This is a genomic window from Plantibacter sp. ME-Dv--P-095, assembly GCF_030209365.1.
GTDB lineage: Bacteria > Actinomycetota > Actinomycetes > Actinomycetales > Microbacteriaceae > Plantibacter.
Window position 1 is genome coordinate 181,778 of sequence record NZ_JARVSB010000006.1, and the last position, 13,647, is coordinate 195,424.

Below are 13,647 nucleotides of genomic sequence, written 5' to 3' on the forward strand. Positions count from 1 at the left end.
CATGACCATCCCCACCACCCAGGCCGTCACCACCGAGGCCCTCGCCACCGCGGAGGCGCCGAAGCCGTCGCCCACGGGTCGCTCGTTCGGCGCCAGGTTCGGAGCGTCGTTCGCGATGTTCCGCAACGGCAAGTCGATCACCGGCCTCTGCATCCTCGGGTTCTTCATCCTCGTCGCGATCTTCGGCGATCTCATCGCGCCCTACGGACCGCTCGAGAAGGACTTCACCGCGCTGCGCCAGGCGCCGTCAGCGGCCCATCTCCTCGGGACCACCCACATGGGCGAGGACGTCCTCAGCCAGCTCGTCTACGGCACCCGCGGCGTCCTCGTCGTCGGGTTCCTGGCCGGGATCTTCGCGACGATCATCGCCGTCGCGATCGGTGTGACCGCCGGGTACGTGTCCGGGTTCACGAGCGAGTCCTTGTCGGCCCTGACGAACGTGTTCCTCGTCATCCCAGGCCTGCCGCTCATGATCATCGTCGCGTCGCAGTACGACGACCCGAGCCTGTTCCTCATCGCCGGCGTGCTCGCCCTCACCGGGTGGGCGTGGGGCGGCCGGGTGCTCCGCGCCCAGACCATGTCTTTGCGGAACCGCGACTTCGTCCAGGCGGCGAAGGCGAACGGCGAGTCCCTCTTCCGGATCATCACCGTCGAGATGCTGCCGAATCTCACCGCCATCATCGCCTCGAGCTTCGTCGGCACGGTGACCGCGGCGGTCCTCGGCCTCACCACGCTCGCCTTCATCGGCGTCATCCCCATCACGAACCTCAACTGGGGCACCATCCTGTTCTGGGCGCAGCAGAACGGCGCCTTCCCCGACTTTTGGTGGTGGTACGTGCCCGCCGGCGTGTGCATCGCACTCCTCGGCGTCGCGTTGTCGCTCATCAACTTCGGCATCGACGAGTACGTCAACCCACGACTACGGTCGGCGGGCGAACGTGCCAGGGCTCTGCGGAAGCGCGGCATCAAGCCGGGGGCGAGCGTCACCGCCGTCCGCACCGAATCTGCAGCACGAAGCGGCACGATGAGTACGACCGACACGACCGACCCCGAACGCGCTGGAGCGACCGAACGATGAAGACCGAGACCGCCCGCTACCTCGACCCCACCCTGCCGATCGCCGCGCGGGTCGACGACCTCGTGGGCCGCATGACGGTGCGCGAGAAGGTCGGGCAGATGATGCAGCTGGACGCGCGCGACGACATCGAGGCACACGTCCTCGAGACCCAGGTGGGGTCGATCCTGCACGCCTCGCCCGAGCGGCTCGCCACGGCGCACGCGTTGACGAGGCGCACGCGACTCCAGATCCCGTTGATCGTGGGGGAGGACTGCATCCACGGCCACTCCTTCCATCTCGGCGCGACGATCTTCCCGACGCAGCTGGCCATGGCCGCCAGCTGGGATGCCGGGCTGCTCGAACGGGTCGCCAGGGCCACCGCCGTCGAGGTCGCCGCCACCGGGGTGCACTGGACGTTCTCGCCGGTGCTCTGCATCGCCCGCGACCTCCGCTGGGGGCGGGTGGGGGAGACCTTCGGTGAGGACCCGTTCCTCATCGGCGAGCTCGCCTCGGCGATGGTCCGCGGCTACCAGGGCGACGGTCTCACCGACCCGACCGCCATCCTCGCCACCGCGAAGCACTTCGCCGGGTACTCCGAGACGCAGGGCGGCCGGGACGCGAGCGAGGCCGACATCTCGCCGCGCAAGCTGCGGTCCTGGTTCCTGCCACCCTTCGAGCGTGTCGCCCGCGAGGGGTGCGCCAGCTTCATGCTCGGCTACCAGTCGATCGACGGCGTCCCGATCACGGTCAACGAATGGTTGCTGAACGACGTCCTCCGCGACGAGTGGGGCTACGAGGGGACGCTCATCACCGACTGGGACAACGTCGGACGCATGGTGTGGGAGCAGCACGTGAGCCCCGACCACGTCCACGCCTCCGCCGCGGCCGTCCGCGCCGGCAACGACATGGTGATGAACACGCCGGGCTTCTTCGACGGAGCCCTCGAAGCACTCGACCGCGGCATGCTCGAGGAGTCCGACCTCGACCGCGCCGTCCGTCGCATCCTCACCCTCAAGTTCGCCCTCGGGCTCTTCGAACACCCACGGCACCCGGACCCGGCCGAGCAACTCGCGGTGATCGGTTCGCCGGCACACACCGAGCTCAACCTCGAGACCGCCCGTCGCTCGCTCGTCCTGCTCCGCAACGAGGGCGTCCTACCGATCAACGGCGGCTACCGTGCCGACGAGGCCGGACGGGCGATCGCCGACGCCGAGACCGAGGCCGGACCCGTCCGCATCGCCGTCGTCGGCCCACTCGCGGACGACGCGCAGATGCAGCTGGGTGACTGGGCCGGGAACTCCGGTCAGGCGGGGTGGCTGCCCGACGGCCAGCCGCGCGAGCTGATCACGACCGTGCTGGACGGCCTGCGTGCAGCGACCCCGGCCGGCAGCACGGTCACGACCGCGTTCGGGGCCGACATCCTCACGCTCTCGCCGGATCCGACCGGAGCGACCTTCCCCGACGGACAACCCCGTCCACCGCTCGTCACCCCGGCCGAACCGGACGCGGCACTCATCGCGGAAGCCGTCGCCCAGGCCGAGCAAGCCGACGTGGTGGTCGCCGTGGTCGGCGACCGGATCGAACTCGTGGGCGAAGGCCGCTCCACCGCGACCCTGGAGCTCGTCGGCGGCCAGATCGCCCTCCTCGACGCCCTGGCCGCCACCGGGAAACCGCTCGTGGTGCTGCTGCTCGCGTCGAAGCCGCTCGTCCTCCCGCCGTCCGCGCTCACAGCGGACGCGATCGTGTGGGCGGCGAGCCCCGGCATGCAGGGTGGTCGAGCGATCGCCGAACTCCTGCTCGGCCTCATCGAGCCGACCGGGCGCCTCCCGATCTCGTTCGCCCGGCACGCCGGCCAGCAGCCGACGTACTACAACCAGATCCGCGGCCAGCACGGCGACCGCTACGCCGACCTCACCCAGGACCCGGCCTTCGCGTTCGGCGACGGCCTGTCGTACTCGACCGTCGAGTACGGGGAGCCGCGCCTCGACCGGATCGTCCACACCCGCACGGACACCGTGCGCGCGGAGATCGAGGTGCGGAACACCGGTACCCGTCCCGTGCTCGAGACGGTCCAGGTGTACGTCAGCGACCTCGTCACCTCGGTCAGCTGGGCGGACCAGGAACTGAAGACGTTCCGTCAGGTCGCCGTCGAGCCGGGGGAGACCGCGGTGGTCACGATCGAGCTGCCGGTCGCCGAGTGCACGATCGTCGACGCCCGCGGGCGTCGGGTGGTCGAGGCCGGTGAGTTCGGACTGCGCGTCGGCGGCTCGTCACGGGCCGAAGCGCTGCGGTCGGTCCGCTTCACCGTCGAAGACTGAGGCGCTGCGGCCACTCGCTCGGACAGCACGAAGCCGCCCCGCCGGTCCGCACGAAGTCCCTCCTGTTTCGTGCGTCCCGTCGGGGCGGCTTCGCGCCGCGTGCGCGGTCGGTCAGGCCAGCTCTTCGACGTCCGCGCGGACCGTGACCTCGCCGCCGTTGGCGCCGTGCATGAGGTCCTCCAGCAGCGGGCGGTCCATCTCGAACGTCTCATCCGACTCGAAGCTGAACTGCAGCGGGATCGACGGGTGCAGCCAGAGCGTGACCCGGCCGCGCTCCGTCGAGGTGTCGCGCAACGTCACCGAGAACGACTCGTTCCGGCGCAACTTCATGAGGGTGATGGTCTTCACATGAGCCAGCATCCGGTCTTCGAGGTGGAAACGGTTCTCGCCCGTTCCGTACACGATCGCGCCCATGGTGTCTGCCCTTCTCCGGACCTCCGACGGTCGACACGACGAGATGCGTCGGTGTCGAGCGGCCAGCCTGGAGACCCACTTCAATGTCCGCCGGACAAGTCTAGGAAGCTTGAAATCGTCGCCCTGAACTGTTGATTTCCGGGGGCCGGCTGCGCTATGCGTGTCTGCTCCGCGATGCGGTCAGGACAGCGGGTCGGAATCCTGTCCCTCGGAGAGCGCCGAGGACGGTGTGTCCTGGGACTCACCGTCGGGCGTGCCCATGGCGATGCCGATGCCGGGGCCGACGAGCAGGTTGATGGGCTCGAGCTGCCCCTCACCGCGATCGACCTGCAGCCAGCGGAACGTGCCGGAGGCGATGCTCTCGAGGACCTCGGCGCGGAACGCGTCCGGGTCTTCGACGGCGATGGAATACGGGAGGCCCTGGTAGACGATCTCCATACGGCTCATGCGTTCTGTCCTGTCCGGTTCGGAGCGGGCTCGGCGATGACCGACAGGCCGTGCGCCGAGTTCGCCGTGACGTTCAACGCGTCGATCCACGCGCGGTTGAGATCGATCGGGACGCTGCCCGAGTACTTGAAGCGCAATGGCACCGAGGGGTGGATCCAGATCACACTGCGTCCGTCGCCGGCCCGCGGGTCGTCCTTCCACCCGAAGTAGAACGCCTCGTTCCGCCGGAGCTTGCCTCCGATGACGAACTGCAGGTGCGCCAGCAGCCGATCCTCGAACGTGATCGAGACCTCGGAACCGTAGATCAGTTTTCCCATGGCGGGTCGTGCTCTCCTCATCGTGCGTCGCGCGGAGTCCCGCGCGATGTGATGCTTCACCATAAGACTCCAGGCCGTGAATTCCCAGCCAATGCCCATCGGGTTCCCGCGCGATGCCCACGTACGGGTGAGACTGGAACGATCGGGAGGTCGTGTCAAGGGGCCCGACATCCTCAGCCGAGGTGCGTACCCTCCCCTGGAGGAGGTGCCAAACCATGGCAACAGCAGAGAAGACCAGCACGACCCGATCGGCTCCCGGAGGAACCGGCGCGAAGCCCACCCGCCGTCAGAACGCGGAGAAGGGTTTCGTCGCGTCGAAGGCCCTCGACGAGAACATGCAGGCGGTCCTCGTCGACCTGATCGAGTTGTCGATCCAGGGCAAGCAGGCCCACTGGAACGTCGTCGGACGCAACTTCCGCGACACCCACCTGCAGCTCGACGAGATCATCGACGCGGCCCGCGAGTTCAGCGACACCGTCGCCGAGCGCATGCGCGCCCTGCACGCCGTGCCGGACGGCCGGAGCGACATCGTCGCCGAGACGACCACGCTGCCCGAGTACCCGCAGGGTGAGATCGACACGGCCGAAACGATCGACCTGATCACCGTCCGCCTGGAGGCGACCGTCGGCACGATGCGTCGTGTCCACGACGACGTCGACGAGGAGGACCCGACCAGCGCGGACATCCTGCACGCGATCATCCAGCAGCTGGAACAGTTCGCGTGGATGATCAGCGCGGAGAACCGCACGGTGACCCGCAGTCGATGACCCGGGGCGGCGTCCGGAGACGACTACTCGTCTTCGGACGCCGCCACCCGAGGTCGTGCGGCCAGGTTCAGCGACTACTCGTCTTCGGCGCCGCCGCCCGAGGCCGTGTCCTCACCATCGGTGGACTCGGAGCCGTCCGAGCTCGAGCCGTCGGGGATCTCCTCCGCGTCGGGACGTGAGGATGATGCAGATGCGTTCGTCATGTTCGCTTCCTTCCTGGTTGTCGCCATCGGAGATGACGACACCAACGCTAGGCCGCGGAGCTGATCGACGGGTGGGGGTTGACGCCCTGACGGGGCGAGACCAGCATGGCGGCTGTGATGAGCGATGAACCGGTGATGGCCCGCGAGACGAGCACGGGGAGCATCCGCACACCCCGGCAGCGGCTCGGTGCCTGGATCACGCCCGCACTCCGCCCCTGGCGGCTGATGCTCGCGCTGAAGACCGCCATCGCCGCGACGGCCGCCTGGTTCCTCGGCGGCTTCATCCCCGGCGAGCTCGGCGACTTCTCCTACTACGCTCCGCTCGGCGCGCTCGTAAGCCTCACGCCGACGCTCATGGACTCCGTCCGGTCGAGCCTCCAGACCCTCATCGGGCTGGGACTCGGCATCGGCCTCGCCTGGGCGCTCATCGTCTCACCGGCGCCGGGCTGGGTGTCCGTCGCCCTCTCCGTCGGGCTCGGGACGATCCTCGCCGGTCTGCCCGGCCTCGGTCAGGGACGCGACTACGTGCCCATCGCCGCCCTCTTCGTCATCATCATCGGCGGCGCCAACGCGAACGACTTCTCGCTCGGCTACCTCGTGCAGATGGCGCTCGGCGTGCTCGTCGGGTTGCTCGTGAACCTGCTCATCATGCCGCCGCTGTTCGTCCGGGAGTCGGCCGCGGGCATCGCCGCGGCGCGCGGCCGCATGGTCGACGCGCTCCGGACCATGTCGACGACCCTGTCGTCCGAGACGGAGCCGGCGGCCGACGACCCACCGCCGTGGGAGCGGTCCGTGACGTCGCTGCGGCACGACATCGACGCTGCCAGGGGACTCGTGCGCGACGCGGCGGAGAGTCGTCGCGCCAACCCGAGGACCAGGTGGAACAAGCACGACTTCCGCGGCGACCAGGGTGCACTGGAGGCGCTGGAACGGATTGCCCCCGCCGTGGTCGAGCTCGGCGACGCGCTCCGCGCCGCCCTGTGGGGGATCCCCGTGCCCGTGCGGCTCGGCGCCGAGGTACGTGCGACGCTCGCCGACGCCTTGGACGCCGCCGCCGACCTCGTCGACGCCGCGATCGACGACGAACGGCTGCCGGAGGCCCTCGAGACCTCGGATCAGGCGCTCGTCGCCCTGCGGCGGGCGGTCAGGTCGGCGCACGTCGACGCGGTGAACCAGGCCGGCTCCGACGCCGGATCGGCAGATGACCCGGCCGACGACCCGGGCGGGGAGAACCTGCTCTTCGCACTCCGACGCATCCACGCCGAGGTCGAGAGCTCGAAGCGGACCGACCAGGCGGAGTGACGGGCCGGAGCCGACGGAACGCCGTGCATGAGGCGTCCCGTCGGCCCGGGACCGGTCAGAGTATCGGCTTGCCGCCCGTGACCGCGATCACGGCACCCGAGATGTAGCTGCCCTCGTCCGACGCGAGCAGCACGTACGGCGGCGCGACCTCGGCGGGCTGTCCAGGACGCCCGAGGGGTGTGTCCGTCCCGAACGACTCGACCGTCTCCGGCGGCATCGTGGACGGGATGAGCGGCGTCCAGATGGGGCCGGGGGCGACGGCGTTCACCCGGATCCCGTCCGCACCGAGCATCTGCGCGAGCGACGCGGTCATGCTCGCGAGGCCCGCCTTCGTCATGGCGTAGGGCATGAGCTGCGGCGACGGCGAATCGGCCTGCACGGAGCTGGACGCGATGATCGCGGAGCCGGGCGCCATGTGGGGGACGGCGGCCTTGCTCAGGTGGAAGAACGCGCTCAGGTTCGTGGCGAGCGTGTGGTCCCACTCCTCGTCCGGGATCTCGGCGAGGCTCTCGCGGGTCATCTGGTGCGCGGCGTTGCTCACGAGGATGTCGACCTTGCCGAAGTGCTCGACCGTCGCGCGGACGATCTCACGGCAGTGCTCGGGGCTCGTCAGGTCGCCACCGATGCTGAGCGCGGTCCGGCCGGCCTTCTCGACCCAGCGGACCGTGTCGGCCGCATCCTCGTCCTCGTCGAGGTAGCTGACGACGACGTCGGCACCCTCCCGCGCGTAGGCGATGGCGACGGCCTTGCCGATGCCGCTGTCGCCGCCGGTGATGATGGCGACCTTGCCCTCGAGCTTGCCGGAGCCCTGATAGCTGGTCTCGCCGTGGTCGGCCTGCGGCGTGAGCGCTCCCTCGGTCCCGGGTGGCTGCTGCTGCTGAGCGGGCTGATTCATGGTGTTCCTCCCTGTGCTGCTGTGGATGTCGGCATGCTGCGGTGTGCGGTCCTTCCACCCAAGCCGATCCGGGAGATCCGCCTCCAGGGGTTGACGCCCGGGCCGGGCGAGGCGGACGGCGCTAGCAGTCGCGTGGGGGCCCCGCCAGCCCCGACGATTCCGGGACACGGCTCGTAGGGTGAAGTGCATGACCGCAGCTGGCGAGGACCTCCGTTCGTACGCACCGATCGGAGACGGCCGTACCGTCGCCCTCATCGGGATGCGAGGCCAGGTCGACTGGTTGCCCATCCCCGACCTCAGTTCGATGCCCGTGTTCGCGAGGCTCGTGGACGACGACACCGGTGGGTGCATCGAACTCGAGCCCGTCGGCGAATACACCGTGAAGCGGCGCTACGTCGCCAACACCAACGTGCTGCGGACGACCTTCACCACCGAGCACGGGCGGGCGTCCATCACCGACGCCCTCGTCACCGGCATCGCGGGGCGCCTCCCGTGGGCCGAGCTCGCGCGTCGCATCGACGGGATCTCCGGCAGTGTCGAGTTCCGGTGGCGGGTGCGACCGGGGACCGCACTCGGCACGGCCTCCCCGTGGATCGAGGACAGCACCCGCGGCCCGATCATCCGCTCCGGCGCCACCACGATCGCGGTCGTCGGGGACGAGCACGGTGCAGCACCGGTCGACGGGGCCGGATCCGGCGCCACGGAACTCGACGGAGGGTTCACGACGAGCGAGGACTCCCGCCACCTGTTGATCGTCGTCGCCACCCACGGCGAGCCCATCCACCTGCCGGTGCCGGCCAACGTCGACGCCGGCATCGACCGGACGATCGAGAACTGGCGTGCGTGGTCGCGGGCGTTCTCCTACGAGGGTCCGTGGGCCGAACAGGTGCAGCGCAGCGCGCTCGCCCTCAAGCTGCTGATCTTCAGCCCGACGGGCGCGATCGCCGCCGCGGCGACGACGTCCCTGCCGGAGAACCCCCGCGGGGCGAAGAACTGGGACTACCGGTTCGCCTGGGTGCGCGACCTCGCGTACACCGCACACGCGCTCGTCCGCTTCGGCCTCCGCGAGGAGACGCACGCCGCGGTCTCGTGGCTGCTCAGGACCATCCGCGAGAACGGACCGGAGCTCCACATCTTCTACGGCCTCGAGGGTGGGGTGCCCGACGGCGTGGTCGAGCACGACGTCCCCGGCTGGCGCGGCATCGGCCCGGTGGTCAGCGGCAACCCGGCCCAGGGGCAGTTGCAACTCGGCGTCTACGGGGACCTCATCGCGATCTGCCGCACCTACGTCGACGCCGGCAACGTGCTCGACGTCGAGACCGGACGACTGCTCGCCGAGGTCGCCGACCGCACCTGCGACCTGTGGCGCAACCGCGACGCCGGCATGTGGGAACTGCCCGACGAGGAGCACTACGTCTCGTCCAAGATGGGCTGCTGGCAGGCGCTCGGCGACGCCGTGCACCTGGCGGAGCTCGGTCAGGTCGCGGGCAGTGCCGATCGTTGGCGGGCCGAGCAGACGAGGATCCGCGAGTGGATCGACGAGCACGGCTGGTCGGAGGAGCGCGGGGCCTACGTCATGCACCCGGGCAGCGACGACCTCGACGCCTCGGTGCTCCTCCACGCGATGAGCGGTTTCGACCAGGGCGAGCGCATGTCCTCGACGATCGACGCCATCACGGCCGAGCTGGGGGACGGCGCGCTGCTGTACCGCTACTCGGGCGTGCAGCAGGAGGAGTTCACCTTCGTCGCGTGCGCGTTCTGGCGGGCGTCCGCCCTCGCCTGTGTCGGCCGCCACGACGAGGCGATCGCCGCCATGGACGAACTCGTCGGCATGACGAACGACGTGGGCATCCTCGCCGAGATGATCGACCCGGCCGACGGCGCGCACTGGGGTAACCTGCCGCAGGCGCTCAGCCACCTCGCGCTCATCAACACGGCCCTCACGATCAAGGAGCTCACGGGCGAGGACTGAGCCGTGTCACCTGGCGTCGCCGGGCAAGGTCGCGCACGGGAGTAACCCTGCTGACGGTCGGCGAGGTCATCGATCAGCCTCGCCCCGCGCGGTCGCGCACGGGAGTAACCCCTCGGCTCCAGGATTGCAAGCCCCGGGGTCGGAGCCCGCGGAATCCGTACCGTTGCAGCGATGGATGTTCAACCGCAGGTCTTCCGAGGCACCCCCGCCATCCTCGTCGAGAGCATCTGGTGGGACGCCCGCACGGACGAGCTTGTGTGGGTCGACATCGCTGCCGGCACGCTCCACCGTGGCCCGCTCGACGGAGCCGTCGACGGCAGTGACGACCGCGTCACCGAGCTGCCTCCGCCCCTCAGCGCGGTGCAGCCGCGCGTCGGCAGCGGGTACATCGCCGCACTCGGTGGTCGCATCGTCACCCTCGACGAGGACGGGCTCATCGCCGAGAACGTCGCACGGATCGACCACGCGCACGCCGGCATGCGGAGCAACGAGGCGAAGGTCGACCCGTTCGGACGCTTCCTCGTCGGATCGATGAACACCACCACCGGTGAGCCCGATGCGGCGCTGTACCTCCTCGACGACACGGGGCTCCGCACGCTCCTCGGCGGTTTCGGGGTCGCCAACGGCTTCGAATGGTCCGACGACGGGCGGACGGTCTACCTCACCGACACCGCCGTCAAGACGGTCTACCGCGCCGCCTACGGCGAGGACGGACGTCTCGGACCGCTCGAAGCCTTCCTCGTCGACTACGACTCCGACGGGCTCGCCCTCGACACCGATGGCCGGTTCTGGAACGGCGTCTCCGGAGCCGGAACCGTCCTCCGATGGGGCCCGGACGGCGCCGTCGAGGACCGACTCACCGTCCCGGTGCCCGGCGTCACCTCCGTCGCCTTCGGCGGGCCGGAGCTCTCGACGCTCTTCGTCGGCACGTCGCGCGACGGGCTCTCCGAGGACGAGCTCGAGCGCGCCCCGCTGAGCGGCGCCATCTTCCGGTTCGACGGTCTGGCGACCGGCCGACCCGTCAACACCTACGGACGTCGATCAAGCTCGGCAGCCGCCCCCGCCGGCACACCGACCTGACCCACCCAGACCACCCACCGACCGAACACTGAACGAGAGGACCATCACCATGGCCGACGACCAGTACACCTTCACCGACCCGGCGAAGCTCTACGCCCACATTTCCGCCGAGAAGCAGCACCAGCCCGAGCCGGGGCTCGACGCGGAGCTCGACCCCAAGGCCGACCTCGGCGAGGAGAGCTACCGGGGCACCGGGCGGCTCACCGGCCGCAAGGCGCTCATCACCGGCGGCGACTCCGGCATCGGTGCCGCCACCGCGATCGCCTACGCCCGCGAGGGCGCCTCCGTGGCGCTCTCCTACCTCCCCGAGGAGGAGGAGGACGCGCAGCGCATCGCGGGCATCGTCCGCGAGGCCGGCGCCACCGTGCTCACCCTCCCGGGCGACCTGCGCGACCCCGCCTACTGCCGCGACCTCGTCGCCAAGACCGTCGAGGGCCTCGGCGGCCTCGACATCGTCGTGAACAACGGCGGCAAGCAGAAGTTCAACGAGGACCTCACCACCCTCACGGACGAGCAGTTCGACGACACCTTCAAGACCAACGTCTACGCGATGTTCTGGATCACGAAGGCCGCCCTGCCGCACCTGCCGGCCGGTTCGTCGATCATCAACACCACGTCGATCCAGGCGTACTCGCCGTCGGACATCCTCGTGGACTACGCGTCGACGAAGGCGACCATCAACGCCTTCACGAAGGCGCTCGCCCAGCAGCTCGCGCCGAAGGGCATCCGCGTCAACGCGGTCGCACCGGGGCCGATCTGGACGCCGCTCCAGGTGTCCGACGGTCAGCCGCAGGACAAGATCGCCGAGTTCGGCGAGGACACCCCGCTCGGCCGCATGGGCCAGCCGGCCGAGCTCGCCCCCGCGTACGTGTTCCTGGCGTCGGCGGAGTCGAGCTACGTGCTCGGTGAGACGCTCAACGTCAACGGCGGCATGCCCACGCCGTAAGCGTCGGCGACACGACGAAGCGCACGGTCCCTCGGGGCCGTGCGCTTCGTCGTGTGGGGGAGAGGCTCGTTGTCAGTCCGCGCGGTCTGCCGCTCGGCGGACCCTGCGGCCCTCGAGCACGTCCTTGGCGTCACGCTCGGCCACGGCCTTGATGGCGGCGTCCGACCGCAGGGGGAGCTGCAGCTCGGTCTCCGCCGCGACCCCCGCCGCGAGCTGACGACCGCGCTGGATCTCGATGTCGAGCTGGGCGCCGAACAGCAGCGCCAGGTTCGCGATCCAGATCCACAACAGGAAGATCACGATGCCGGCGAGTGAACCGTAGGTGGCGTCGTAGTTGCTGAAGTTCGCGATGTAGAACCCGAAGCCGAGCGAGGCGACGAGCAGGATCAGGAGGGCGACGAGTGCCCCGATGCTGATCCAGCGGAATTTGGCCGGCTTCACGTTCGGCGTGGCCGAGTACAGCACCGCGAGGACGAAGACGAGCGCCGCGGCCATGACGGGCCACTTCGCGATCGACCAGACGGTGAGGCCCGTCTCGCCGAGACCGACCGCCTGCCCGATGGCCTGGGCGACCGGGCCGGAGACGATGAGCGCGATCGCGATCACCGAGACGACGAGTAGGACCACGAGGGTCACGATGAGCTGCGTGGGCCGCAGGGTCCAGATGGTGCGGCCCTCCTCCACGCCGTACATGCGGTTGAGCGCGCGCCCGAACCCGCCGACGTAGCCGGAGGCCGACCAGATGGCACCGGCGATACCGGCGATCAGGGCGAAGCCGATGGCGGGCGACTCGACGAACTGGTTCACCGCGTCCGTGAGGAAGCCGAGGCTGTCGCCCGGCGCGAGGTTGCCGACGATCTCGAGGAGGGCGTCGGTGCCGCTGCGGCTCTGCCCGAACAGGCCGAGGATCGAGACGAGCGCGAGGACCGCCGGGAAGAGCGACAGGATCGCGAAGTAGGTGAGTCCTGCGGCCAGGTCGGTGCACTGGTTGGAGAGGAAGGAGTGCAGCGTGCGCTTCAGCACGTAGCCCTTCGGGATCGGGACGCGCTGCGGCAGCATCGTCTCCTCGCCGTCGTCCGCGTTCCGGTTCTCCGGGTCGTCCGGCTGGCTCGCGTCGCTGCGCTCACGGCCCTGCTTGGTGCTCTCAGACACGGTGCCCCCGGTTCGCGCGCCACAGCAGCACACCGGCGCCGACGACGGCCACCGAGGCGACGACGATCGCCGTGGTCCGGAGGTGATAGGCGACAGCGGTCCGGACGTCGAACTTGCGGAACAGGAGGTCGAGCGTCTGCGCGAGGTGCTCCCGCGTCTCCTCGACCTCGAGCTGGAGGCTGTTCAGGCCGGCGCCCTCGGGCGGGGTGGGGCGGGTGAGGTCCTGGTCGCTCATGCTGCGGCCTCCTTGCGGTCGTGCTTCGAGTCGTGGTGCGGCTGGTCGGCGACGTGGTCGCCGGTGAGGGCTTCGACGCTGCGCTCCGGGACGGGCTTGGCGCCGGCCTTGAGCTTCTTGACGCCCACGAGGGCGAGGATGACGGCGACGAGGATCAGGACGACGCCGACGATCAGCGCGGCCAACCACGCCGGGAGGACGGTCGCGAGGCCGAGGACGGCCGCAGCGATCAGGGTCCCGAATCCGAAGAGGACGAGCACGAGTGCTGCGACGAGCAGGCCGGCCCCGATCCCGAGGTCCTTCGCCTTCTTCGTCATCTCGGCCTTGAAGAGGGCGATCTCGCCGGTGACGAGGCGGACGACGTCCTCGCGGAGATCGGTGAGGAGGGTCTTCATCGGGGGAAGTCCGCGGCGACTCCGTCTGCGGTCCGCCGCGCTTCTGGCATCGGTCATGTCAGCACTCTTCTCGTTGTGGTCCTCCAGCCCACACCCCTCGCGCGCGCGAGGCAAGGGCTTGACAGGCGTGTCCGGCGATTCGGAATA

The 13,647-nt window shown here is 69.8% G+C and carries 15 protein-coding genes; 7 read left to right on the top strand and 8 right to left on the bottom strand.

Annotated features, from left to right (window positions below; genetic code table 11):
* Nucleotide 1 precedes the first annotated feature (1 nt).
* A complete protein-coding gene (locus tag QRN26_RS09180) occupies nt 2–1,078 on the top strand; it encodes an ABC transporter permease (protein ID WP_502927377.1) in 1,077 nt (358 codons plus the stop codon).
* Nucleotides 1,075–3,375: an exo-beta-d-1,3/1,6-glucosidase gene (locus tag QRN26_RS09185; protein ID WP_285036320.1), complete on the top strand. Its 2,301-nt coding sequence runs from the start codon at nt 1,075–1,077 to the stop codon at nt 3,373–3,375. The genes QRN26_RS09180 and QRN26_RS09185 overlap by 4 nt, the downstream gene beginning before the upstream one ends.
* 111 nt (nt 3,376–3,486) lie before the next feature.
* Here QRN26_RS09185 and QRN26_RS09190 read toward each other — a convergent pair whose 3' ends face one another.
* The 3 genes from QRN26_RS09190 to QRN26_RS09200 form a co-directional block, all read right to left on the bottom strand.
* Nucleotides 3,487–3,789 (bottom strand): DUF7882 family protein, encoded by a 303-nt coding sequence (locus tag QRN26_RS09190; RefSeq protein WP_056009237.1) that lies wholly within the window; start codon nt 3,787–3,789, stop codon nt 3,487–3,489.
* Between the two features lie 180 nt (nt 3,790–3,969).
* Complete coding sequence (locus tag QRN26_RS09195; RefSeq protein ID WP_157580265.1) at nt 3,970–4,236, bottom strand: hypothetical protein; 267 nt, start codon at nt 4,234–4,236, stop codon at nt 3,970–3,972.
* Nucleotides 4,233–4,553 carry a DUF7882 family protein gene (locus QRN26_RS09200; protein ID WP_056009234.1) on the bottom strand — a complete coding sequence of 107 codons (321 nt, stop codon included), beginning with the start codon at nt 4,551–4,553 and terminating at the stop codon, nt 4,233–4,235. Before QRN26_RS09200 ends, QRN26_RS09195 begins: the two co-directional genes overlap by 4 nt.
* A gap of 215 nt (nt 4,554–4,768) precedes the next feature.
* On the opposite strand from QRN26_RS09200, the gene QRN26_RS09205 reads away from it, so the two are divergent.
* Nucleotides 4,769–5,320: a Dps family protein gene (locus QRN26_RS09205; RefSeq protein ID WP_056009232.1), complete on the top strand. Its 552-nt coding sequence runs from the start codon at nt 4,769–4,771 to the stop codon at nt 5,318–5,320.
* Between the two features lie 74 nt (nt 5,321–5,394).
* Here the strand turns inward: QRN26_RS09205 and QRN26_RS09210 are convergent, their stop codons facing one another.
* Nucleotides 5,395–5,523: a hypothetical protein gene (locus QRN26_RS09210; protein WP_255353626.1), complete on the bottom strand. Its 129-nt coding sequence runs from the start codon at nt 5,521–5,523 to the stop codon at nt 5,395–5,397.
* A gap of 117 nt (nt 5,524–5,640) precedes the next feature.
* On the opposite strand from QRN26_RS09210, the gene QRN26_RS09215 reads away from it, so the two are divergent.
* Nucleotides 5,641–6,825 (top strand): aromatic acid exporter family protein, encoded by a 1,185-nt coding sequence (locus QRN26_RS09215; RefSeq protein WP_285036321.1) that lies wholly within the window; start codon nt 5,641–5,643, stop codon nt 6,823–6,825.
* Nucleotides 6,826–6,880: 55 nt separating this feature from the next.
* Here the strand turns inward: QRN26_RS09215 and QRN26_RS09220 are convergent, their stop codons facing one another.
* On the bottom strand, nt 6,881–7,720 hold the full coding sequence (locus QRN26_RS09220; RefSeq protein WP_285036322.1) for an SDR family oxidoreductase: 840 nt from the start codon (nt 7,718–7,720) through the stop codon (nt 6,881–6,883).
* A 187-nt stretch (nt 7,721–7,907) separates the two neighbouring features.
* On the opposite strand from QRN26_RS09220, the gene QRN26_RS09225 reads away from it, so the two are divergent.
* From QRN26_RS09225 to QRN26_RS09235, 3 genes are all read left to right on the top strand, one after another.
* On the top strand, nt 7,908–9,692 hold the full coding sequence (locus QRN26_RS09225) for a glycoside hydrolase family 15 protein (RefSeq protein WP_285036323.1): 1,785 nt from the start codon (nt 7,908–7,910) through the stop codon (nt 9,690–9,692).
* Nucleotides 9,693–9,863: 171 nt separating this feature from the next.
* Nucleotides 9,864–10,772 (top strand): SMP-30/gluconolactonase/LRE family protein, encoded by a 909-nt coding sequence (locus tag QRN26_RS09230; protein ID WP_285036324.1) that lies wholly within the window; start codon nt 9,864–9,866, stop codon nt 10,770–10,772.
* Between the two features lie 49 nt (nt 10,773–10,821).
* A complete protein-coding gene (locus QRN26_RS09235) occupies nt 10,822–11,718 on the top strand; it encodes an SDR family oxidoreductase (RefSeq protein WP_056009222.1) in 897 nt (298 codons plus the stop codon).
* Between the two features lie 72 nt (nt 11,719–11,790).
* Here the strand turns inward: QRN26_RS09235 and QRN26_RS09240 are convergent, their stop codons facing one another.
* Genes QRN26_RS09240 through QRN26_RS09250 form a run of 3 tightly spaced genes read right to left on the bottom strand, consistent with a single transcriptional unit; the run spans nt 11,791 to nt 13,557 of the window.
* Nucleotides 11,791–12,870, bottom strand: coding sequence for a YihY/virulence factor BrkB family protein (locus QRN26_RS09240; RefSeq protein ID WP_285036325.1), 1,080 nt, complete (start codon nt 12,868–12,870; stop codon nt 11,791–11,793).
* Nucleotides 12,863–13,105: a DUF3618 domain-containing protein gene (locus QRN26_RS09245; protein ID WP_056009218.1), complete on the bottom strand. Its 243-nt coding sequence runs from the start codon at nt 13,103–13,105 to the stop codon at nt 12,863–12,865. Before QRN26_RS09245 ends, QRN26_RS09240 begins: the two co-directional genes overlap by 8 nt.
* Nucleotides 13,102–13,557, bottom strand: coding sequence for a phage holin family protein (locus QRN26_RS09250; RefSeq protein ID WP_082455948.1), 456 nt, complete (start codon nt 13,555–13,557; stop codon nt 13,102–13,104). The genes QRN26_RS09245 and QRN26_RS09250 overlap by 4 nt, the downstream gene beginning before the upstream one ends.
* Between the last annotated feature and the right edge of the window lie 90 nt (nt 13,558–13,647).